Origin of the sequence: Pantoea sp. JZ29, from assembly GCF_035190385.1 — a bacterium.
Taxonomy (GTDB): Bacteria; Pseudomonadota; Gammaproteobacteria; order Enterobacterales; family Enterobacteriaceae; genus Pantoea; species Pantoea stewartii.
Window position 1 is genome coordinate 3925726 of sequence record NZ_CP045241.1, and the last position, 21712, is coordinate 3947437.

General features: G+C 54.3%; 19 protein-coding genes. 7 read left to right on the forward strand and 12 right to left on the reverse strand.

Features of this window, described 5'->3' with window-relative positions; translation table 11 throughout:
* Window positions 1-651 precede the first annotated feature (651 nt).
* Both GC090_RS18260 and GC090_RS18265 read left to right on the forward strand, forming a co-directional pair.
* Window positions 652-6183, forward strand: coding sequence for a glutamate synthase-related protein (locus tag GC090_RS18260; RefSeq protein WP_324020605.1), 5532 nt, complete (start codon window positions 652-654; stop codon window positions 6181-6183).
* Window positions 6184-6361: 178 nt separating this feature from the next.
* Window positions 6362-8119 (forward strand): sulfite reductase subunit alpha, encoded by a 1758-nt coding sequence (locus GC090_RS18265; protein WP_006121726.1) that lies wholly within the window; start codon window positions 6362-6364, stop codon window positions 8117-8119.
* A gap of 107 nt (window positions 8120-8226) precedes the next feature.
* Here the strand turns inward: GC090_RS18265 and sspB are convergent, their stop codons facing one another.
* The 5 genes from sspB to zapE all read right to left on the reverse strand — a co-directional run bounded on the left by sspB (window position 8227) and on the right by zapE (window position 11862).
* Complete coding sequence (sspB, locus tag GC090_RS18270) at window positions 8227-8712, reverse strand: ClpXP protease specificity-enhancing factor (RefSeq protein WP_058707932.1); 486 nt, start codon at window positions 8710-8712, stop codon at window positions 8227-8229.
* Window positions 8713-8715: 3 nt separating this feature from the next.
* On the reverse strand, window positions 8716-9357 hold the full coding sequence (gene sspA / locus GC090_RS18275) for a stringent starvation protein SspA (protein WP_033739161.1): 642 nt from the start codon (window positions 9355-9357) through the stop codon (window positions 8716-8718).
* A 315-nt stretch (window positions 9358-9672) separates the two neighbouring features.
* Window positions 9673-10065, reverse strand: a complete 393-nt coding sequence (gene rpsI / locus GC090_RS18280; RefSeq protein WP_006121723.1) for a 30S ribosomal protein S9 — start codon at window positions 10063-10065, stop codon at window positions 9673-9675.
* Window positions 10066-10080: 15 nt separating this feature from the next.
* A complete protein-coding gene (rplM, locus tag GC090_RS18285; protein WP_006121722.1) occupies window positions 10081-10509 on the reverse strand; it encodes a 50S ribosomal protein L13 in 429 nt (142 codons plus the stop codon).
* 225 nt (window positions 10510-10734) lie between these two features.
* Window positions 10735-11862, reverse strand: coding sequence for a cell division protein ZapE (gene zapE, locus GC090_RS18290; RefSeq protein WP_039338904.1), 1128 nt, complete (start codon window positions 11860-11862; stop codon window positions 10735-10737).
* Between the two features lie 177 nt (window positions 11863-12039).
* On the opposite strand from zapE, the gene zapG reads away from it, so the two are divergent.
* The 3 genes from zapG (at window position 12040) to degS (ending at window position 15079) form a co-directional block, all read left to right on the forward strand.
* Entirely contained in the window at window positions 12040-12441 is a 402-nt protein-coding gene (gene zapG / locus GC090_RS18295) for a Z-ring associated protein ZapG (RefSeq protein WP_006121720.1), read from the forward strand.
* Between the two features lie 110 nt (window positions 12442-12551).
* The gene (degQ, locus tag GC090_RS18300) at window positions 12552-13928 is read left to right on the forward strand and encodes a serine endoprotease DegQ (RefSeq protein WP_039338905.1); all 1377 of its coding nucleotides are present in this window, start codon (window positions 12552-12554) and stop codon (window positions 13926-13928) included.
* Between the two features lie 89 nt (window positions 13929-14017).
* Entirely contained in the window at window positions 14018-15079 is a 1062-nt protein-coding gene (degS, locus tag GC090_RS18305; RefSeq protein ID WP_033739158.1) for an outer membrane-stress sensor serine endopeptidase DegS, read from the forward strand.
* A gap of 120 nt (window positions 15080-15199) precedes the next feature.
* Here degS and epmA read toward each other — a convergent pair whose 3' ends face one another.
* Window positions 15200-16177: an elongation factor P--(R)-beta-lysine ligase gene (gene epmA / locus GC090_RS18310; protein ID WP_033739156.1), complete on the reverse strand. Its 978-nt coding sequence runs from the start codon at window positions 16175-16177 to the stop codon at window positions 15200-15202.
* A gap of 134 nt (window positions 16178-16311) precedes the next feature.
* Here epmA and GC090_RS18315 point away from each other — a divergent pair, with 134 nt between their 5' ends.
* Window positions 16312-16836: a lipocalin family protein gene (locus GC090_RS18315; RefSeq protein WP_054634606.1), complete on the forward strand. Its 525-nt coding sequence runs from the start codon at window positions 16312-16314 to the stop codon at window positions 16834-16836.
* Between the two features lie 49 nt (window positions 16837-16885).
* On the opposite strand, the gene GC090_RS18320 is transcribed toward GC090_RS18315, so the two are convergent.
* The 3 genes from GC090_RS18320 to efp all read right to left on the reverse strand — a co-directional run bounded on the left by GC090_RS18320 (window position 16886) and on the right by efp (window position 17874).
* Window positions 16886-17020 carry an entericidin A/B family lipoprotein gene (locus GC090_RS18320; protein ID WP_006121715.1) on the reverse strand — a complete coding sequence of 45 codons (135 nt, stop codon included), beginning with the start codon at window positions 17018-17020 and terminating at the stop codon, window positions 16886-16888.
* A 106-nt stretch (window positions 17021-17126) separates the two neighbouring features.
* Window positions 17127-17258: an entericidin A/B family lipoprotein gene (locus GC090_RS18325; protein ID WP_110267950.1), complete on the reverse strand. Its 132-nt coding sequence runs from the start codon at window positions 17256-17258 to the stop codon at window positions 17127-17129.
* A gap of 49 nt (window positions 17259-17307) precedes the next feature.
* The gene (efp, locus tag GC090_RS18330) at window positions 17308-17874 is read right to left on the reverse strand and encodes an elongation factor P (protein ID WP_006121713.1); all 567 of its coding nucleotides are present in this window, start codon (window positions 17872-17874) and stop codon (window positions 17308-17310) included.
* Between the two features lie 40 nt (window positions 17875-17914).
* Between efp and epmB the strand changes: the two genes are divergently transcribed.
* Window positions 17915-18943 (forward strand): EF-P beta-lysylation protein EpmB, encoded by a 1029-nt coding sequence (gene epmB, locus GC090_RS18335; RefSeq protein ID WP_033739151.1) that lies wholly within the window; start codon window positions 17915-17917, stop codon window positions 18941-18943.
* A gap of 155 nt (window positions 18944-19098) precedes the next feature.
* On the opposite strand, the gene GC090_RS18340 is transcribed toward epmB, so the two are convergent.
* The 3 genes from GC090_RS18340 to GC090_RS18350 form a co-directional block, all read right to left on the reverse strand.
* Entirely contained in the window at window positions 19099-19449 is a 351-nt protein-coding gene (locus tag GC090_RS18340) for a DUF4156 domain-containing protein (protein ID WP_006121711.1), read from the reverse strand.
* A gap of 193 nt (window positions 19450-19642) precedes the next feature.
* Window positions 19643-21292, reverse strand: a complete 1650-nt coding sequence (gene groL, locus GC090_RS18345; protein WP_324020606.1) for a chaperonin GroEL — start codon at window positions 21290-21292, stop codon at window positions 19643-19645.
* 48 nt (window positions 21293-21340) lie between these two features.
* Window positions 21341-21634, reverse strand: coding sequence for a co-chaperone GroES (locus GC090_RS18350; RefSeq protein WP_006121709.1), 294 nt, complete (start codon window positions 21632-21634; stop codon window positions 21341-21343).
* Window positions 21635-21712 lie beyond the last annotated feature (78 nt).

Genomic DNA, 21712 nt, shown 5'->3' on the forward strand with positions numbered 1-21712 from the left:
TTGTCACGACGCCCTGTTTTTCATGCATAGCCATTCACATTATTCGAAGTTTTAAGCAACGCGACCTGATTAATTTTACTAATCACATGCCCCTTATTGATTCAAATTTGCTGCTATAAGAAAAACAGATACATCCTGCGCTTCCACTGCCTGTAGCAGCATTTGATGCTGTTTAGTACCCTGTCGCCAGCATACTTCAGCGATTTCACGCCACTGGCACAGTGATAGAGTTCACATTTCCCTCTCTGCCGCTTAATGAAAAACTGACACAATTTAGACACAAAAGCATAATAAATTCATTTGGTTATCGACATAAAGACGTGATTAAACTGTGTCAGGCTCGCTATTTGACCTTGATTCGCTTTCCCGATAAGTTGGAATTCCGCTGAAAGCTTTCATGATGGGCAAGCGTCACGGCATATCTATGCAACATGACGCCCGCATGGTTTGAGTCATCTCCTTTCGAGAACGGAAACACCACGCGCTACACATCCACGGACTTATCCTCCTGCCGATGAAAAGTGCGTAAAACGAAATCGCGCAGGCTGTCAGGCGCGGGAATAAAAGAATGCGCGCTGGGAAGAGTGTTTAACAAAGCTCAGTGCCTGAAACAATGCAGGTAATGTCAAAAGCAGTTTAAGGAGACCCTCAATGTCCACTAAAAAACCTGAATCCTATGGCTTATATAACCCAGCAGCAGGAAGTGACAGCTGTGGTGTAGGTTTCATTACCCGTAAGGACGGCGAGCAGACCCACGACATTCTGCGTATGGCGCACAGTGCACTCTGCACGGTTCCGCACCGTGGTGGCATGTCCGCTGAAGGCGTGGGTGATGGCGCGGGTGTCAACGTCGATCTTTCACTGCACTTTTTCCGTAAAATTACCGGTCAGGCGCTGGAAGCCGGTCGCTTTGGCGTGGGTAACTTCTTCGTTCCTAAAGATGCTGAACTGCGTGCCAATGCGGAGCGCCTGGTAGAAGAGACGCTGCGTCATTTTAATCTGACGGTGATCATGAAACGCGAAATGCCGCTGGATAACAGCGTGACGCGTCCAGCCGCTGTCCAGTTTCAGTTGCCCATCGTGCAATGGATTTTTGCTGCGCCTCAGGATGTCAGCCACCAGAACGATTTTGAAAAACGGATTTATCGCGCCCTGCTGGCGATTGAGGCAGAGGCCTTTACGAAAAGTGAGTTTGGCGGTTTGTATCCGCTGTCGCTTTCGTCCCGTACCCAGGTATTCAAAGCCCGTCTGAATTCCAATGAGGTCATTCCTTATTTCAAAGATCTGACCGATCCCGATCATCAGGTCCGTGGGCTGTTTTTCCATACCCGCTTCTCAACCAATACCGATCCGCACACCACTATGGCGCAACCTTTCCGGTTAATGGCCCATAACGGTGAGCTGAATACCGATCGTAAAAACCGGATTGCTGAATCCGCGCTGGCCTCTGCGCGTGGAAAAACTATCGTTCGCCCGAAAGGTCAGTCAGACAGTTCCCGTCTTGACCAGAGCATTCACAGCCGCCTGATGGAAGACGATCTCGACTTAATCACCGCCGTAGTGTCGATGATGCCACCTGCATGGGAAAATGACACCGCGCTCTCTCCGGCGGTGCGTGACATGCTGGAATATTTCTCACTCTATGAAGAGAAGAACGACGGCCCTGCGGCGTTGATCTTTGGTAATGGGGAAGTGATTGGCGCACGTCTTGACCGTCTGGGTCTTCGTCCACTGCGTTCGGTAGAAACCGCCGAGTATATTGGTGCCATGTCGGAAGCCGGCCAGATTGCCTTTCCCCCGGAAAGCGTACTGCGCCGTGGTCGTATCGAAGCCGGCGGCATGCTCTATTTTGATCATCGCGAAAAACGCAGCTATACCACGCATGAAGCGCTGGAAAAGCTGGCTGCGGAAAAAGATTACGCTGCACTGCTCGGCAAATCTCGCGTCGATCTCAAGGAGTTGCCTGTCATCCCTGCTGAGAAACAAGGGTCGCCTCTGCGCTATCGCGGCGATCTGAAAACCTATCAGCGCTTTGTGGCTTACTACTATAACCAGGAAAGCTTCAAATTCATGATGGACCCGATGCTGAACACCGGGGCCGAGAAAATCTCTGCTATGGGTTACGGCAACGCGATCAATGGTCTGTCCGATCACGAAGGCGGCATGGCGCACTACTTTTCGCAGCGTTTTGCACAGGTCACTAACCCACCGCTGGACTCCATCCGTGAAGCGGACGGTATGACGCTGCGCGTGGCACTGGGAGCCAAACCGCACCTGGGGCGCAGTAAAGGCCGTCAGATTGTTGTGCCGACGCCTATTCTGACGCACCTGGACATGCTACAGCTGCGCGAACAGAACGTCGCACCTTATGCCCGTTTTGACATGTTGTACGAACCTGTCACCGGCAAAGACCTGCTCAGCCGTACGGCCAACGCCACTGCGCTGGAGAAGGCGATTGACGATCTGGCTCAGCAGGTCGTGGATTTCGCGCGTTCCCAGGGCGGGATCGCCGTCCTGACCGACCGCCACATCTCGTCCACCCATGCCGCCCTGCCCATGCTGTTGGTGGTTTCTGCGGTGAACCAGCGCCTGGTCCAGGAAGGATTACGTCTTGACGTGTCCCTGGTGGTGGAGAGTGGGCAGATTATCTCGTCGCATCACATTGCCGCGACGCTGGGCTTTGGTGCCTCTGCTGTCTATCCGCTCGGCGTACAGATGCGTGCCGAAGAGAAATTCGGTGAAGGTGAAGAAGGCAATAAAGCCTTTAAACGCTATGCCAAAGCCGCCGAAAAGGCCCTGATGAAGACCATGGGTAAAGTAGGCCTGTGTACCGTTGAAAGCTACAGTAGCGGTGAGTTCTTTGAACCTAACTTCCTTAACACTGACGATCCGGTACTGAAGAAGTATTTCCCGAATATCAAAACGCCTGTTGGTGGCGCGGGCTTTGCCACCATCGCGCAAATGGCAGTGGACTGGCATCAAAGCGCGCTGAAAATTCAGGGCGAATCAGAAGTGCCATTACTGGGGCTGTTTAAAGAGCGCGCAGAGGGCGCAGGCCACTCCTACGGCACCATTGCCGTGCGTACCTTTATTGATATGACGGAAGAGCCGATTCGCTTTGCGGACAAAGCGCGCGAAGAGGACAATTTCATTCGTCTGATGACGCTGGCCCGTCTGGATAATGCGTTTGGCATCAAGCCTGACACGTTCAAGGACAGCAGCTTTGAGCGCATTCCTGATGACGTGATGAATAACTTTGCCATCACAGCCGATTACCGTCAGTTCTCCAGCCTGATGTATGAAGAGCGTAAACGCCGCCCTGCTGCGCTGCGTGACATTCTGGCCTTCCCGGCCGATCTGACGCACATCGACAGCGAAGCGGAATTCCGCCGTAAACTGGGCCGTTATTCGCTGACCAACAACGGATTTGCTACTCGCGGCCTGGAATGCGAGGCCATCGAAGGCAGCCCGAACACCTTTATGCTGCGGCTGACCGATGCCATCGCTGGGCTGAAGCCGGAAAGCGAACGTCTGCTGAATCTGTCACGGGCTCTGAAAGCCCGCTTCAGTGACGAAATCGAATCGGCGGACGTGGTCGCAGGCGGCCTGAAAATCACCGCCGTAGGTAAAGCTGCCGACTATCTGTCGCGCATTTTTACTGCGCTGCCCTCACTGCCGTTAAGCGAAATTCAGCCTGCCTGTGAAATCACTCGTACTTTCGCCTCCGGGGCGATGAGTCACGGCGCGCTGGTGGCTCCGGCACATGAAGCTGTCGCACATGGCACCAACATGGTCGGCGGCATGAGCAACTGCGGGGAAGGCGGCGAGCACTATTCCCGTCATGGCACTATCCGTGCGTCCCGTATCAAGCAGCTGGCGTCAGGTCGTTTCGGCGTCTGGGCGGCGTACCTGGCCGATCCGATGCTGGAAGAGCTGGAGATCAAAATTGGTCAGGGTGCAAAACCTGGCGAAGGTGGCCAGTTGCCTGCGGCGAAAGTCACCGTCGAAATCGCGGCGGCACGTGGCGGCACACCGGGCGTTGAGCTGGTCTCGCCACCACCGCACCACGACACCTACTCTATCGAAGATTTGGCCCAGCTGATTCACGACTGCAAAGCGGCGCGTGTTCGCGTCATTGTGAAGCTGGTGTCCTCTGAAGGGATTGGCACCATTGCCGTGGGCGTAGCGAAAGCCGGTGCTGACGTTATTAACGTCGCCGGTAACACGGGCGGTACGGGCGCCGCCTCGGTGACCAGTCTGAAATATACCGGTCGTGTCGCGGAAATCGGCATTGCCGAAGTCCATCAGGCGCTGTGTGCGAACGGCCTGCGCGACAAAGTCCTGCTGCGCTGTTCAGGTGCACAGCAGACGGGCAGCGACGTGGTGAAATCCGCGCTGCTGGGCGGTGACAGCTTTGAATTCGGTACGACTGCGCTGATGATGCTGAAATGCGTGATGGCGAAGAACTGTAACGTCAAATGCCCCGCAGGGTTAACCACGAATGCTGAAGCCTTTGATGGCGATCCGCGTCAGCTCGCACAGTATTTCCTGAATGTGGCGCACGAAGTCCGCGAAATACTGGCGCGTATGGGCCTGCGCTCGCTGCGTGAGGCCCGTGGGCGCGCTGACCTGCTCCATTTGATGGATCACCCGCTGGAAGTCGGCAAGCTGGATCTGCGCGCCATGCTCACCGTGGTGCCAGAGCTGAAAATCGACAAGCCGGTTTATCTGGAAAAAGATTTTGAGCTGGATGATGGCTGGGTGGAAGAACTCAACCAGCAACTGGTGACAGCGGGCAAGACATCGCTGCAGTTAGGTCACGATGTCGTCCTGAACAACCGCAATAAAAGCGTGGGCGGTCAGTTGGCGATCGATATCGAGCGCATGCTGAATCATACCCTGACAGCAGAGCAACTGCAGGCGATGCCCTCTGTGCTGCAGGACGATCGCGGTCGTCGCTATCTGGCGCCGGCCACGGTGCATATTACGACCACCGGCTCAGCCGGTCAGTCCTTCGGTGCCTTCTGCAATGATGGCATGCTGATGCAACATCGTGGCACCTGCAACGATGGCGTGGGCAAAGGCCAGTGCGGCGGCGAGCTGGTGGTGTTATCACCGGGCGGCGGCGCACAGGACAGCGATGGCAACGTCCTGATCGGTAACTTTGCTCTGTTCGGCGCAACGGGCGGCCGCCTGTTCGTGCAGGGCCAGGCCGGTGACCGCTTCGCAGTGCGTAACTCTGGCGCCACTGCGGTAGTGGAAGGCGTCGGTGACTTCTGTTGCGAATACATGACCAACGGTGCCGTGTTGAACCTGGGCACCTTTGGTAAAGGCTTCGGTAACGGCATGAGCGGCGGCTTTGCTTACCAGTACGATCCGTACGGCTCCCTGGCTAACCATGCAGCGGGCGATTCCGTTCTGTTTGGTTCCATTGCCGATGCCGATGAGCTGGCACAGATTCATAAGCAGGCCGTGCTGACCATGCTGAACTGGCATCTGGACGCCACGCAGTCACCACGTGCGGCCTGGCTGCTGGAGCACTGGGAAACCGAATGTCAGCACTTCGTGTATGTAATGCCGCGCTCTCTGCTGCTGTATCAGGATGGCGGTGAAATCCTGAAGGCGAAATCCCGTAAGGATTTGCTGGAAGAACTCTCAACCGCGCTGGCAGCGCATCAGGTGGCAAAATTCAAAGCCGCGTGGCGTGAGGGCAAAACCATTGCAGACGGTGCCGTACCGGCTTATGGCGCGACAGATACGGTCGAGATGTTTGTATTGCTCAATAACTACACCGTATTGAGCTTCGCGCAGCAGCTGGCTCTCGGCAAGTTACCGAAAGGCACCCACGTTGAGGATCCGGCGGTCGAGAAAGCGGTTCGTAATTTACTGATGACAGAGGACTTTTCGCTGGTCAGTAAACTGCAGCGCCATGCGCGGGCAGCCATTGAGAACTACAGCGACAGCGAATTAGCCAGCCTGATCGGTTCAAAACGCATGTCCGATTACAAAGCGGCACTGACGCAACGCAACATCCGTTCCATGGACAGCCTGGCCACCTATGGCTGGATCATGTATCAGGATGCCTGCAACCGTGAAATCCTTGGTCGTCTGCCTGATTTTGAAGAGTTGTTTGCACGTGCGGCATTACCTGAAATTGCGGCGGCGGTAGGGAAACTGGCCTGACAGCCGCGTCTGTAAACTGAACTGTGTTTAATCATGATTACCCGGAGGGTTTCGCGGTACCGGGCGGAGGTCAATCCCGAGCCTCTCTGTGGCAGACGGCCGCTGAAAGGACGGGTTTCGCCACACTCACGGCGGTGCGAAACATGACGGTTAAGAGCGGGATTGAGTAAAGGTATCCATGAAAATTCCATACATTCCTGAAGATGCACCTTTCAATGGTGATCAGAAATACTGGCTGGCGGGCTTTCTGGCTGGCCTGCACTCCCGTTTGCTGGTGTTAGAAGACAAACAGCAACCTGCCGCGGGCAACGCCGCCGCTGCAACGACCCAACTGCACATTCTTTATGGTTCGCAGACCGGTAACGCTGAAGCTCTGGCCCAGTCTGCGGCCAAATCTGCCCGTGCTAAAGGCCTGGTGCCTGTCGTTCAGGCGCTGGGCGATGTGGATCTCGACGTGTTTGCCACAATGCGCCACGTGCTGATCGTCACCTCGACCTACGGTGAAGGTGAAATGCCGGACAATGCCCAGCTATTCTGGGACGCCATCTCCGCCAGTACCGCACCGCGTCTGGAGCAGATGCACTTTGCCGTTCTGGCTATCGGCGACACCGGCTATGACGGTTTCTGCCAGGCCGGTAAATTCCTGGATATGCGCCTGGAACAGCTCGGTGCCAAACGTGTTGTTGATCGTATTGACTGCGATATTGATTATGAAGAGCCTTCGCATGCATGGCTGAACAGCACGATGCCACAGTTCGCCAGCAGCGCAGGCAGCAGCGGCACGGTTCTGGAGAGCGCACCGGAAGCCCCGGTCATCCCCGGCAGCAACAAATCTAATCCCTATGCCGCAGCCCTCATCACCAACAAGCGCCTGTCGAGTGAGCAGTCTGCGAAAGACATTCGCCATTTCGAATTTGATCTGACTGACAGCGGTCTGAAGTACGAAGCGGGCGATGCGCTGGGTGTGATCCCGGTGAACGAACCGTCGCTGGTCAGCCTGCTGCTGACACAACTGAACGCCGATTATCAGACGCCCGTCCCCGGCTTCGACAGAAGTCTTGGCGATCTGCTGACCTACCAGTTTGAAATTTCTGAGCCTTCACGCAAGCTGATTGAGTGGGTTGGACAGAACACCACGAACCAGGAACTGCGTCACGTACTTCAGCACGATGATAAAGATGCCCTGGGTGTCTGGCTGTGGGGCAAAGATACGCTGGACCTGCTGCAACTTGAGCTGACCCGCAGCCTGAGCGTGCCTGAGTTCGTCGCCCTGCTGCGTCCGCTGCAGCACCGTGCCTACTCCATTTCGTCCAGTTCCAAAGCGCATCCTAACCAGGTTCACCTGACGATTGCGGCTGTGCGCTATCACAGTGGCGGCCGCAACCGTAGCGGAGTCTGTTCAACCTACCTGGCCGAGCGCGTGCGTCGTGGCGAAAAGCCGGCGATCTTTATCTCGCCGAATAAATCCTTCCGGGTTCCGGCCAACGGCAATGCGCCCATGATCATGGTCGGCCCGGGTACCGGCATCGCCCCTTTCCGTGCGTTCCTGCAGGAACGTCAGGTGACCGGTGCGCAAGGCAAAAACTGGCTGTTCTTTGGCGATCAGCATCAGGAGCATGACTTCATTTACCGTGAAGAACTGACGGCCTGGCATGAGAGCGGTTTGCTGACGCGTCTCGATCTGGCGTTCTCACGCGACCAGGACAAAAAGGTCTACGTGCAAAACCGCATGCTGGAACAGGGCGCAGAACTGTACGCCTGGTTGCAGGAAGGTGGGTATTTCTACGTCTGTGGTGATGCCTCACGCATGGCGAAAGACGTGGATAATGCGCTGTATGAAATCGTACGCCAGTTTGGTGGTCTGTCCAGCGAGCGCGCGGCGGACTACATCGATCAGTTGAAGAAAGAAAAACGCTACCTGCGCGACGTGTACTAATCTCAGCCGCAGAAAGCAAAAATCCGGGTACGCTGTGCGCCCGGATTTTTTTCGCTCATCATTCTGACGATCAAAAAAAATGCCTGTCGGCTGACAGGCATTCTGAGTTATTTCACCACACGCAGTGCGGGACGACCGCCGCGCGGTGGCGGATCGTCATCAGGTGAGTTGTCGTCATCGCTGGCATCGTCAGGGCGATCGCCATCAATCACTGACATGACCGTCTCTTCCTGATTTTCCGGGAACGTCTGGGATGCCCCTTCATAAGCCGGTTCAGGCTCAAACATGGTCCCCGCACCGTTTTCACGCGCATAGATGGCCAGAATGGCCGCCATCGGCACGTTCACCTGGCGCGGCACGCCACCAAAGCGGGCATTAAACGAGACTTCCTCGTTACCCAGCTCAAGATTGCCTACAGCGCGCGGCGCAATGTTGAGGACAATCTGACCGTCCCGGGCATATTCCAGCGGAACCTGAACGCCCGGCAGGTTGATATCGACCACCAGATGCGGCGTCAGCTGGTTATCCAGGAGCCAGTCATAAAAAGCCCGCAGCAAATAGGGGCGACGGGCCGTAAGTTGCGACATTTCCATAAATCAGCCCCGGGCTTGCAGGCGCATTTCACGTTCAGCTTCAGTCAGTGAAGCAAGGAAGGAGTCACGTTCAAATACGCGGTTCATATAGCCTTTCAGCTCTTTTGAGCCCGATCCCAGCAGATCGATGCCCATTGACGGTAAGCGCCACAGCAGCGGTGCCAGGTAGCAGTCAACCAGGCTGAACTCGTCGCTCATAAAGAAAGGTGAACGTCCAAACAGGGGGGCAATCGCCAGTAACTCTTCACGCAGCTGCTTACGCGCCGCTTCGGCTTCCTGACCGCTGCTGTTCTCGACCTTTCTCATCAGGCTGTACCAGTCTTGCTCGATACGGTGCATCATCAAACGGCTTTCGCCACGCGCAACCGGATAAACCGGCATCAAAGGCGGGTGTGGGAAACGCTCATCAAGGTATTCCATGATGATGCGTGATTCATACAGTGTCAGTTCGCGATCCACCAGCGTCGGCACAGTACGGTACGGATTGAGGTCAATCAGATCCTGCGGCAGGTTATCCATTTCGACCTGCTCGATCTCTACGCTGACACCTTTCTCGGCCAGCACAATACGCACCTGATGGCTAAAAATGTCAGTAGGACCAGAAAACAGCGTCATTACCGAACGTTTGTTGGCAGCGACAGCCATGAAAACCTCCCAGTTTGTTCACAAAAAGTTACTGCGAATGGCCAACCACACGGCGACTCACCTGCTCATAGAACTCGCTCGCAATCCGCGCTAACCACTCCCGACTGATGCCAGGCGCATAACGCGCCAGCTTGCGGGCGCAAAGTGACAGGGAGTTTACCAGATTTTAGGCAGCTTGTGGGCGGGGAATGCATTTTTGCGGGTAAAATGCGAACAGCATTGTTGTTTTCTGTGACTGCGCCGCCTGGCATGAAAAGCAAAAAACCCGCCGAAGCGGGTTTTTTGTGCCAACTGTGACTGCCGAAGCAGCAACAATTAACGTTTGGAGAACTGAGGACGACGACGTGCTTTACGCAGGCCGACTTTCTTACGTTCAACCTGACGAGCATCGCGAGTAACGAAGCCTGCTTTACGCAGTTCGCCACGCAGTGACTCATCATACTCCATCAGAGCGCGGGTGATACCGTGACGGATCGCGCCTGCCTGACCAGAGATACCACCACCTTTAACGGTGATGTACAGGTCCAGTTTGCCAACCATATCAACCAGTTCCAGAGGCTGACGCACGACCATGCGTGCAGTCTCACGACCGAAATACTGCTCCAGAGAGCGTTGGTTGATGACGATGTTACCGCTACCCGGCTTGATGAAGACGCGTGCGGATGAGCTTTTGCGGCGACCAGTGCCGTAGTTTTGAGTTTCAGCCATTGCCTTTAATCCCGATTAAATGTCAAGAACTTGCGGTTGCTGTGCCGCATGGTTGTGCTCGTTACCTGCGTAAACTTTCAGTTTACGGTACATAGCACGACCCAGCGGGCCCTTCGGCAGCATGCCTTTAACCGCGATCTCAATCACGCGCTCAGGACGGCGAGCAATCATCTCTTCAAAGGTCGCCTGTTTGATACCACCGATGTGACCAGTGTGGTGATAGTAAATCTTGTCAGAACGCTTGTTGCCGGTGACAGCAACTTTCTCAGCGTTCAGAACGATGATGTAATCACCTGTATCAACGTGCGGAGTGTATTCCGCTTTATGCTTACCACGCAGACGGCGTGCCAGTTCAGTCGCCAGGCGACCCAAGGTTTTGCCAGTTGCGTCAACAACATACCAGTCACGTTGGACGGTTTCTGGTTTAGCTGTAAAAGTTTTCATCGAAAAGCTTACCCAAATTAAGTTACACGTTGGTGAAATCCCAAACGCTTAAGTAAACGAATGAGGCTCACACGACCATTTTGACCAGCAAGCCACCCCTTCGGATAGCGTTACCGGCGCGCAGAGGATTTGGGAAAAAAATCCAGTGCCGTAACGTGGGGTCGCAAGATTATAGAGAAGTCGATTACAAAAATCGAACTCTATTTTCATTTATTACCCGGAATCTCAGGGTAAATGCGCCAGCCGCAGATACTCTTCGCTCTGCATTTCCTGCAAACGCGACAGGCAGCGCTGGTATTCAAATTTCAGGCGCGTGCCCTGATAAATTTCGAACAACGAGGTTTCCGCGGCGACGACCAGTTTGACATGGCGCTCGTAAAACTCATCCACCAGCGCCAGAAAACGCCGCGCCTGATCTTCCGTTTTATAAATCATGACCGGCACATCAAACAGCAGCACGCTGTGAAAGCGGCGCGACAGTTCGATGTAATCGTGCTGGCTGCGCCCTTCCCCACACAGGGTTTTGAAGTCGATTGCCACCACGCCTTCACTGACACCCAGCGTGGGCATTTTGCGATGGTTGATCTCCAGCACCGGTGCGCTGTCGCGTTTTTCCCCTGACAGCGCCTGGAACATGCGGTCCATCTCGGCGTAGGTTTCTGGCCCTAAAGGAAACTTCCACAGATGCGCCGACGTCAGCGTGCGCAGACGGTAATCAATGCCCGCATCAACGTTCATGACGTCACAATGTTGCTTGATCTGCTCAATGGCCGGCAGGAAACGCGCGCGCTGTAAACCGTTTTTATAGAGGTTATCGGGCGGAATATTCGAGGTGGCGACCAGGCTGATGCCCCGTTCGAACAACGCTTCCATTAACGTGCCCAGCAACATGGCATCCGTAATATCGGACACAAAAAATTCGTCAAAGCACAAAATATCGGTTTCGGCTTTGAAGCGATCGGCGATGATCAGCAGCGGATCGCTGTGCCCCTGCAGTTCGGTCAGCTCTTCGTGCACGCGCAGCATAAAGCGGTGAAAGTGTAAGCGCAGCTTGCGGTTGCCAGGAATAGACTGAAAAAACAGATCCATGACCCAGGTTTTCCCGCGCCCCACGCCGCCCCACATATACAAGCCACGTACCGGCGTTTTGACCTGGGATTTCTCTTTACCCATCAGCTTCGACAGACGACCAAACAACCCCTGCGAGGCAGGTTCAGTCGTCTGCTGGCGGGCGATGAGCCCTTGCTGGATAGCATCTAAGCGGGTGATCGCTTCACGTTGTACATCGTCGGGCTTAAAATCGCCCTGCGATAGCGCCTGCTCATAGCGGGCAAGCGGAGATGAGGTTTGCATGGTTCGCTCAGTGTCCCTGAATGTTGTCTTATTCACACATCGTTTGTCGAAAAAAAGGCCGCTCTACACTAAGGCATGGCGCTCCAGAGTTCCACATCCATAAGATTAACGGGTATAGTGACTATTATTAAGTGGTGCAACGCCCTACGGAACAACGGAAATAACACGGGAGTCATTATGACCTGGGAATACGGGCTAATTGGTTTAGTGGTAGGTATCATTGTCGGCGCAGTAGCTATGCGTTTTGGCAACAGGAAACTGCGCGAGCAGCGCAGCATGCAGTATGAGCTGGATAAAACGAAAGCCGAACTGGCTGATTATCGTGAAGAGCTGACCAACCACTTTGCGCAAAGCGCCGAGCTGCTTGACAACATGGCACGCGATTACCGTCAGCTTTACCAGCATATGGCGAAAGGATCTAATGACCTGCTGCCAAACATGCCTGGCGACAAAAATCCCTTTGCCTGGCAACTGACCGAAGCGGAAGCCGATAACGATCAGGCACCGGTTCAGATGCCACGCGATTACTCAGAAGGCGCTTCCGGTTTACTGCGCGGTGAACGCGCCGTGCGCGACTAAGCGCATCGGGCACAGCCACGCTGTGCCCGCTGTTTTTGCGAACCCCGGCCGCAAACGGCTGTCTCACTGATTTATTCCCCCCCACTTTTTGCAGCGAGAGCGTTGTAGCAATGAAAAAACAAGCACGACTGTTAAGCGCGTTAGCCTTGAGTATTGGAATGAGTCTTGCCGCTGCGCCCGGCGCAATGGCGACGCTACCTGCACAGATTCAGGGGCAGCCACTGCCCAGCCTGGCACCGATGCTGGAAAAAGTGTTACCTGCCGTGGTCAGTGTGCATGTTGAAGGCACGCAGTCGGATTCACAGGCCCAGGATATTCCTGAACCCTTAAAGCGTTTCTTTGGCCAACTGCCTGGCGGCGGTCAGTCTCAGCCGCAACCGTTTGAAGGACTGGGTTCCGGCGTCATTATCGACGCCGCGAAGGGCTACGTGTTAACGAACAACCACGTGGTCAACGGCGCCGATAAAATCAATGTCCAGTTGGGCGACGGCAGTGAATATGACGCCAAACTCATCGGTCACGATGAACAAACGGATATTGCCCTGATTCAGATCCAGGGCGCTAAGAACCTGACGCAGATTAAAGTCGCGGATTCCGACCAACTTAAGGTGGGCGATTTTGCCGTCGCTATTGGTAATCCCTTTGGGCTGGGCCAGACGGCTACCTCCGGGATTATTTCGGCACTGGGCCGCAGCGGACTGAATCTTGAGGGGCTGGAGAACTTTATCCAGACGGATGCCGCCATCAACCGCGGTAACTCCGGCGGTGCGCTGGTGAATTTAAACGGCGAACTGATTGGTATTAACACCGCCATCCTCGCCTCGAGCGGCGGTAATATCGGCATTGGCTTTGCGATTCCAAGCGATATGGCAATCAACCTGGCCGATCAGTTGATTAAGTATGGCGAAGTGAAACGCGGTCAGCTTGGCATTAAAGGCACGGAAATGACGGCGGATATGGCCAAGGCGTTTAACGTCGATGCCCAGCGCGGTGCTTTCGTGTCTGAAGTTCTGCCGCAGTCGGCGGCACAGAAAGCCGGTATTAAGTCGGGAGATATCATTGTTTCTGTGAATGATAAACCCATCACAAGTTTTGCTGAGTTACGCGTAAAAATCGGCACCACGGCACCCGGCGAGAAAGTGAAGCTGGGCCTGCTGCGTGAAGGCAAACCCGTCAGCGTTGAGGTCACTCTTGAGCAGAGTGCTCAGACAACCGCCAGCGCACAACTGCTGTCACCGGCTCTTCAGGGTGCCACGCTGAGCGATGGTCAGACGAAAACCGGTGATAAAGGCGTGAAGATTGACGGCATCGAAAAAGGCACGCCGGCTGAACAAGTGGGCCTGCAAAAAGATGATGTCATCATTGGCGTTAACCGCACGCGCGTCCAGAATATTGCCGAAATGCGCAAGGTGCTGGAAGCCAAACCACCTGTGCTGGCGCTGAATGTCGTGCGCGGTCAGGAAAGCATCTATCTGTTATTGAGATAAACCACGCATATTGGCGGACACAAGCACGTGTGTGTCCGCCCCGCGCATGGTATTCTCCCCAACGTTCTCCCCTGACGTGATTTAACACCATGTTTCTTAAACTTTTGCGTTCAGTGGTGTTGGGACTGATTGTTGCGGGCATCTTGCTCGCAGCGTTGCCCGCACTGCGTTTGGGCGGTGCTGCCCTCTATAGTCAAAATGACAGTAACGATGAAACGCCCTTTGGCTTCAATCAAGGGGTGCGCCGCGCTGTGCCTGCCGTGGTCAACGTTTATAACCGCAGTACGCAAGGGAACAATAACCGTGGTATCACCACGCTGGGTTCCGGCGTGATCATGAATGCCAAAGGCTATATTCTGACCAACAAGCACGTCATTAATAATGCCGATCAAATCATCGTCGCCCTGCAGGATGGCCGCTTCTTTGAGGCGACGCTGGTTGGGTCGGATGCGATGACCGATTTAGCGGTGCTGAAAATCACCGCGCCGAATCTGCCGGTGATCCCCATTAATCCCAAACGTGTCGCACACATTGGCGATGTCGTGATGGCCATTGGTAACCCCTATAACCTTGGGCAAACGGTCACGCAGGGCATTATCAGCGCAACGGGTCGGGTCGGACTGAGCTCGTCAGGCCGCCAGAATTTCCTGCAGACCGATGCCTCCATTAACCAGGGCAACTCCGGTGGCGCGTTAATCAATTCGCTGGGCGAGCTGATGGGAATTAACACCCTGACCTTCGACAAAAGCAGCGACGGTGAAACGCCCGAGGGAATCGGTTTTGCCATTCCCACCGCACTTGCGTCGAAAATCATGGATAAGCTGATTCGCGATGGCCGGGTTATACGTGGCTACATCGGTATCACAGGGCGCGAAGTGCCCCCGCTGCACGGTCAGGGAAACAGTCTGGACAGAGTTCAGGGGATTATCGTCAGCGTCGTTACGCCCGGCGGCCCGGCAGATAAAGCCGGTATTGAGCCTAACGATGTGTTGCTGAGTGTGAACGGAAAACCGGCTATATCGGCACAGGAAACCATGGACCAGGTTGCCGAAATCCGTCCCGGCTCAGTGATTGATGTCCAGGTGCTGCGTAATGATAAGAAGCTGACCCTGCCGGTGACGATTCAGGAGTTTCCGGACAACAGTCAGTAGGCAAAACATTTTGACGGGAACGCCCGCGGAAAAAACAGACAAGGCCGCGCAATGCGCGGCCTTGTCTGTTTCTGGCTCAGGTCAGTAGGCTTCTCAGCGTAAGCTGGCGCGAAGCCTTGACTAGCAGCGGTCTACCGGAAAGGCGATAACCTCACTCAGCGAGTCGGCCTTCAGTGCCAGCATAATCAACCGATCTATGCCCAGCGCTACGCCTGAACAGGCTGGCATGCCATGTTCCAGCGCCGCCAGCAGGTAATGATCAATCGGGTGCTGCGGCAGCCCGCGTGCTGCACGGCGGCGATTATCCTGTTCAAAACGCTGACGCTGTTCACGGCTGTCCGTCAGTTCACGGAAGCCGTTCGCCAGTTCAATGCCCTTGTAATAAACCTCAAAGCGTTCGGCAACGCGATGGTCTTCTGTGCTGATCTCCGCCAGTGCCGCCTGGCTGGCCGGAAAGTGATAGACAAAACAGGGCTTATCCTGACCAATTTTGGGTTCCACGCCCAACATAAACAGCAGCATCAGCAAGGTATCGCGATCCTCTTCCCGATTCGCCAGCTCGCCCTCACCCAGCTTTTCTGCGGCCTCCCGCAATTGCGTTTTATCCGCAGAAAGCGGGTCCAGATCAAGATGACGAATAAACGCCTGCTGATATGAGAGGGATTCCGCGCTGTCGCACTCCAGCACCTGCTGAAGCAAATCGTCCACTTCGTTCATCAGCCGGTACATATCATAATGGGGGCGATACCACTCCAGCATGGTGAATTCAGGATTGTGATGCCGTCCGGCCTCTTCATTGCGGAAACAACGTCCCATCTGATAAATCGGCCCGCTACCGGCTGCCAGCAGGCGTTTCATATGGTATTCCGGGCTGGTCATCAGCCAGAGGTCGCATCCGTCGGACATGCCGGGGCCGACAAACCGCGTCTGGAAAGGCACCAGATGGATATCGGTGACGGTCGCCTGACTCATGGCTGGCGTATCCACTTCAAGTACGCCACGATCGGCAAAGAAACGACGCACTTCAGCCACAATGCCTGCGCGTTTAATTAAATTGGCAATGGACGCGCCCGGTTGCCAGCTTGCCGTTTCACTCATGGTGATGACTCCTGATACAAATAAGGGTGGGAAGTCTACTCGCAATGGCGGTGCCAGACAATCATGGCGCAAAACTGTCCAATAAACTGGCCGGGTCCTATAATTAACAGGTTAAATAACAAAGGAATCTTTTTATGTCTCCATGGAAAACACTGGTCGCCAGCCTGAGTACCTTCTTGTCCGTTGCCTGCTCAACCACACCGCCGAAGAATGTTACCGTCGTTGAACACTTCGACAGTGAGCGTTATCTCGGTCAATGGTATGAGATTGCCCGGCTGAATCACGGCTTTGAACGCGGTCTTGAACAGGTGACGGCAAACTACAGTCCTCGGGAAGACGGCGGCCTCAAGGTGGTTAACCGCGGCTATAACCCGAAAAAGCAGCGCTGGCAGGAGAGCGTGGGCAAAGCTTACTTTACCGGCGACAAACAACGCGCCGCGCTCAAAGTTTCTTTCTTTGGCCCCTTTTACGGTGGCTATAACGTTATTGCGCTGGATCCCGACTACCGCTATGCGCTGGTCTGCGGACCTAACCGCCACTATTTATGGATTCTGTCCCGCACGCCACAGCTGGACAACGACGTGAAGCAAAAACTGGTACAGCAGGCACGTCAGGCCGGTTTCCCGGTGGATGAGTTGATTTGGGTTAAACAGGGATAGAAGAGAAAATAAAGCCGGTACGAAAGACGTTCGTACCGGTTTTTGGAGCTTACTGCGCGCTACGTTGAATCGCCTGACCGCCTGCTTCAACGTCTTCGCCAACGCCACGCGTGGTATTACAGCCTGACAACAATGCTGATAACATCACCACAGAAAAAATCGCAACAATACTTTTCTTTAACATAAGCCAGTTCCTTTTTTACGTTGCATTAAAAGTACAGCTTTTAAAGCATAGACCGATTACGCCACGCTGCGAGCCTAACCCGCTGAAAAAAGGAAATTCTGCCGTGTTACTTCGCGGCGCGAGAAATAGCCCCACCCAGGTGAGAGACATCCTCGCCAAAACCGTGAAAGGTATTACAGGCGCTCAGTCCAGAAGAGACCAGCAACGCCATCGCGATAAGTTTTGCCAGTTTTTTCATTGTTGAAACTCACATAAAAAAGGCGCATCACAGGATGCGCCTCTCAGGATTATTTTACGCGTGAAACGTATTCGCCAGAGCGGGTGTCCACTTTCACCACCTCGCCAATCTGAACGAATAAAGGCACTTTAATGACGGCGCCGGTAGACAGCGTGGCAGGCTTGCCGCCTGTACCCGCGGTATCGCCTTTCAGGCCTGGGTCAGTTTCAATCACTTCCGCTTCGATAAAGTTCGGTGGCTGAACTGCAATCGGTTTATCGTTCCACAAGGTTACGATACACTCCGCATTGTCCTGCAACCACTTCTGTACTTCATCCAGCACTTTAGCTTCAACCTGGTACTGCTCAAAGCTTTCCGGGTGCATGAAGTAGTAGAAATCGCCGTCGTTGTAAGAGTACTGCAGCGTCATATCCTTCACGTCTGCGCCTTCGGCAGAATCGGTTGATTTGAAGGTTTTCTCAACGCGTGAACCGGTCAGCAGACGACGCATTTTTACACGTGCAAACGCCTGACCTTTACCCGGCTTAACAAATTCGCTTGATTCGATGGCATAAGGCTCGCCTTCGAACATGATTTTAAGACCGGTACGGAAATCGTTGCTAAGATAAGTCGCCATAAAGGCCCTCTGTAGATATTAACTGGTAATAGCCAAAAAAATGGCACACATTGTAACCCTAAATTCCCCTTCCAGAGAAGATTGGTTGCAGCAACTTGCTGATGTTGTCACTGATCCTCATGAATTACTGCAACTTTTAGCGCTCGATCATCTTCCGGATCTGGCTGCTGGCAGCGATGCACGTCGGCTTTTTGCCCTGCGCGTGCCGCGCGCATTTATCCAGCGGATGAAAAAAGGCGATGCGCAGGATCCCCTTTTGCTTCAGGTATTGACCAGCCGCCAGGAATTCATTGAAGCGCCAGGTTATAGCACCGATCCGTTAGATGAGCAAAACAGCGTGGTGCCGGGATTACTGCACAAATACCAAAACCGGGCCCTGCTGCTGGTCAAAGGTGGCTGCGCCGTGAATTGCCGTTACTGCTTCCGCCGTCATTTTCCTTATCAGGATAATCAGGGCAATAAGCGTAACTGGCAGGCAGCGCTTGATTATATTGCCGATCACCCTGAACTGGATGAGATCATCTTTTCTGGCGGCGATCCGTTAATGGCGAAAGATCATGAGCTCGCCTGGCTGATTGAGGCGCTGGCTGCCATTCCCCATCTGAAACGGTTACGCATTCACAGCCGACTGCCGGTGGTGATCCCTGCGCGCATTACGCAGGCGCTCTGTCAGACGCTGGCGGAAACGCGCCTGCAGGTTCTGATGGTCACCCACATCAATCATGCCAACGAGATCGATGACGCCCTCTGCGACGCCATGACGCGCCTTAAGCGCGCTGGCGTAACGCTACTCAATCAGAGCGTGTTGCTGCGCGGCGTGAACGATCGGGCGCAATGCCTTGCGGCATTGAGCAACGCACTGTTTGATGCGGGCATTCTGCCCTACTACCTGCACGTACTGGATAAAGTGCAGGGCGCGGCGCATTTCTATGTTTCGGATCAGGACGCGCGTGCCCTGATGCGCGATCTGCTGCCTTTGGTCTCCGGTTATCTGGTACCGAAGCTGGCGCGCGAAATCGGGGGTGAGCCCAGTAAAACCCCCCTGGATCTGCAACTTCGGCAGGAATAATCCGGCCCCGACAAGCCCTGTTTCGGCACTGAAGCAAAGCCTCGCGGAACGGTTGCACTTCAAGCAAATACAGCCTCTTACATTTCATCCACGCATAAAAAAACGACCGGCACGCGGGCCGGTCGTCTCAGAAATCTTGCCAGTTCATTGCCCGATCAGTTAGGGCACTTATAAACCTGGCCGGTCATTTTACTGTCGAGTGGTGCAAACGCTGAAAGCAGGTTTTGTGTCGGGCTGGTCGCACCGTAAATCACGTTACCGCCCATTTCTGCTGCACGGTTACGCAGATCGTTAGCCGCACCACGCAGTGCGCTGGTTTCACCACCGGCTCCGCTTAACCAGTTACTTTGTGAGCCGGTCAGGGTGCCCAGAAGCTGACACTGTTTGCCAGGCTGCTGATCGGTAAAGGTGACGCGCTGACCTGCAGAAGAGAGTTCGGTTGAGCTGCTGCAGCCCGCAAGCAATAACGCGCCAGCCGTCAGACCGAGCAAGAGGTTAATCCGCATTATAATCCCCATTTATTATCATCAGAGTCGGATGGCAGCGTAGCAGAAAAACACGCATTTTTTCTGCACATTCATTGCCCTAATCCGTGCCAACGTAACCGTTGCGCCACTACTTATACCTTTTCCTCAGCAAAAGAAAAACCCCCGACCGTTTCCGATCGGGGGTTCCTGTGACGCAAGGGTCAGGGGGCAATTACATCATGCCGCCCATTCCGCCCATGCCACCCATACCGCCAGCGCCTGCACCTAAATCTGGCGCATCGCTTTTCGGCAGGTCAGTGACCATACATTCGGTGGTGATCATCAGGCCAGCAACCGACGCCGCGTACTGCAGTGCAGAACGGGTCACTTTGGTTGGGTCCAGAATACCGAAGTCGATCATGTTGCCGTATTCTTCAGTCTGCGCGTTGTAACCGTAGTTACCGTCGCCCGCTTTCACGTTGTTGGCAACAACAGAAGGCTCTTCACCGGCGTTAGAAACGATTTGACGCAGCGGAGCTTCCATTGCGCGCAGCGCAACTTTGATACCCACGTTCTGGTCTTCGTTCTGGCCACGCAGTTCTGACAGCTGTGCTGCCACACGAACCAGCGCCACACCACCACCAGCAACCACGCCTTCCTCAACCGCAGCACGGGTTGCGTGCAGGGCATCTTCAACGCGCGCTTTCTTCTCTTTCATTTCAACTTCAGTCGCTGCGCCTACTTTCAGTACGGCTACGCCGCCTGCCAGTTTAGCCACACGCTCCTGCAGTTTTTCTTTGTCGTAGTCAGAGGTCGCTTCTTCGATCTGCTGACGAATCTGGGTAACGCGGCCCTGGATGGTGCTTTCTTCACCCACGCCATCGATGATAGTGGTGGTGTCTTTGTTGATAACCACACGCTTCGCCTGACCCAGATCTTCCAGCGCAGCTTTTTCCAGCTCCATACCGATCTCTTCAGAGATAACGGTACCGCCAGTCAGGATAGCGATATCCTGCAGCATCGCTTTACGACGATCGCCGAAGCCAGGTGCTTTAACCGCAGCCACTTTCACGATACCACGCATGGTGTTCACCACCAGAGTAGCCAGCGCTTCGCCTTCTACGTCTTCCGCGATGATCAGCAGCGGTTTGCCTGCTTTCGCAACAGCTTCCAGCACTGGCAGCATTTCGCGAATGTTAGAAATTTTCTTGTCAGCCAGCAGGATGAACGGGGATTCCAGTTCTACTGCGCCTGTTTCTGGCTTGTTGATGAAGTACGGAGACAGGTAACCGCGGTCGAACTGCATACCTTCAACCACGTCCAGCTCGTCTTGCAGACCGGTGCCTTCTTCAACGGTGATAACGCCCTCTTTACCCACTTTTTCCATCGCCTGTGCGATCAGGGTACCGACGGTTTCATCAGAGTTTGCAGAGATGGTACCCACCTGCGCAATCGCTTTAGAGTCTGAGCAAGGCACAGACAGTTTTTTCAGTTCTTCAACTGCACTAACAACCGCCTGGTCGATACCGCGCTTCAGATCCATCGGGTTCATGCCTGCCGCAACGGCCTTCAGGCCTTCGGTGATGATGGACTGCGCCAGTACGGTTGCCGTGGTGGTACCGTCGCCCGCCGCATCGTTGGCTTTAGAGGCAACTTCTTTCACCATCTGCGCACCCATGTTTTCGAACTTGTCTTCCAGCTCGATTTCACGCGCAACAGAAACGCCATCTTTCGTGATGGTCGGTGCACCAAAAGATTTATCCAGAACTACGTTACGGCCTTTAGGACCCAGGGTAACTTTTACTGCATCTGCCAGTACGTTTACGCCACGCAACATTTTTACGCGTGCGTCATTACCGAATTTTACGTCTTTAGCTGCCATTTCAAATTTCCCTTAAATTCGTTTCGTTCAGTGAATTACGCGTAAAACTTACGCTTCAACAATCGCCAGAATGTCGCTTTCAGAGATGATCAGGACTTCTTCATTGTCGATTTTCTCCGTTTTGGCACCGTAGCCTTCGCTGAAAATCACAACGTCACCCACTTTCACATCCAGCGGCTTCACTTCGCCACTTTCAAGAATACGGCCTTTACCCACAGCCAGCACTTCACCGCGCGTGGATTTGCCTGCAGCAGAACCGGTCAGCACGATGCCACCCGCTGACTTAGCTTCCACTTCTTTACGCTTCACGATTACGCGATCGTGTAATGGACGAATTTTCATTTGATAGCTCTCCTTTGAGAAGTCCAATCATTCATTTTTGGGTTGAATACCGGGCTGTGTGGCTTCCGGCCTCGTGAC

What these genes read in the sequence shown, in the direction of transcription:
- GC090_RS18260 (WP_324020605.1), top strand. Translation starts at nt 652, where the DNA reads ATGTCCACTAAAAAACCTGAATCCTATGGCTTATATAACCCAGCAGCA.
- GC090_RS18265 (WP_006121726.1), top strand. Translation starts at nt 6,362, where the DNA reads ATGAAAATTCCATACATTCCTGAAGATGCACCTTTCAATGGTGATCAG.
- sspB (WP_058707932.1), bottom strand. Translation starts at nt 8,712, where the DNA reads ATGGAAATGTCGCAACTTACGGCCCGTCGCCCCTATTTGCTGCGGGCT.
- sspA (WP_033739161.1), bottom strand. Translation starts at nt 9,357, where the DNA reads ATGGCTGTCGCTGCCAACAAACGTTCGGTAATGACGCTGTTTTCTGGT.
- rpsI (WP_006121723.1), bottom strand. Translation starts at nt 10,065, where the DNA reads ATGGCTGAAACTCAAAACTACGGCACTGGTCGCCGCAAAAGCTCATCC.
- rplM (WP_006121722.1), bottom strand. Translation starts at nt 10,509, where the DNA reads ATGAAAACTTTTACAGCTAAACCAGAAACCGTCCAACGTGACTGGTAT.
- zapE (WP_039338904.1), bottom strand. Translation starts at nt 11,862, where the DNA reads ATGCAAACCTCATCTCCGCTTGCCCGCTATGAGCAGGCGCTATCGCAG.
- zapG (WP_006121720.1), top strand. Translation starts at nt 12,040, where the DNA reads ATGACCTGGGAATACGGGCTAATTGGTTTAGTGGTAGGTATCATTGTC.
- degQ (WP_039338905.1), top strand. Translation starts at nt 12,552, where the DNA reads ATGAAAAAACAAGCACGACTGTTAAGCGCGTTAGCCTTGAGTATTGGA.
- degS (WP_033739158.1), top strand. Translation starts at nt 14,018, where the DNA reads ATGTTTCTTAAACTTTTGCGTTCAGTGGTGTTGGGACTGATTGTTGCG.
- epmA (WP_033739156.1), bottom strand. Translation starts at nt 16,177, where the DNA reads ATGAGTGAAACGGCAAGCTGGCAACCGGGCGCGTCCATTGCCAATTTA.
- GC090_RS18315 (WP_054634606.1), top strand. Translation starts at nt 16,312, where the DNA reads ATGTCTCCATGGAAAACACTGGTCGCCAGCCTGAGTACCTTCTTGTCC.
- GC090_RS18320 (WP_006121715.1), bottom strand. Translation starts at nt 17,020, where the DNA reads ATGTTAAAGAAAAGTATTGTTGCGATTTTTTCTGTGGTGATGTTATCA.
- GC090_RS18325 (WP_110267950.1), bottom strand. Translation starts at nt 17,258, where the DNA reads ATGAAAAAACTGGCAAAACTTATCGCGATGGCGTTGCTGGTCTCTTCT.
- efp (WP_006121713.1), bottom strand. Translation starts at nt 17,874, where the DNA reads ATGGCGACTTATCTTAGCAACGATTTCCGTACCGGTCTTAAAATCATG.
- epmB (WP_033739151.1), top strand. Translation starts at nt 17,915, where the DNA reads ATGGCACACATTGTAACCCTAAATTCCCCTTCCAGAGAAGATTGGTTG.
- GC090_RS18340 (WP_006121711.1), bottom strand. Translation starts at nt 19,449, where the DNA reads ATGCGGATTAACCTCTTGCTCGGTCTGACGGCTGGCGCGTTATTGCTT.
- groL (WP_324020606.1), bottom strand. Translation starts at nt 21,292, where the DNA reads ATGGCAGCTAAAGACGTAAAATTCGGTAATGACGCACGCGTAAAAATG.
- GC090_RS18350 (WP_006121709.1), bottom strand. Translation starts at nt 21,634, where the DNA reads ATGAAAATTCGTCCATTACACGATCGCGTAATCGTGAAGCGTAAAGAA.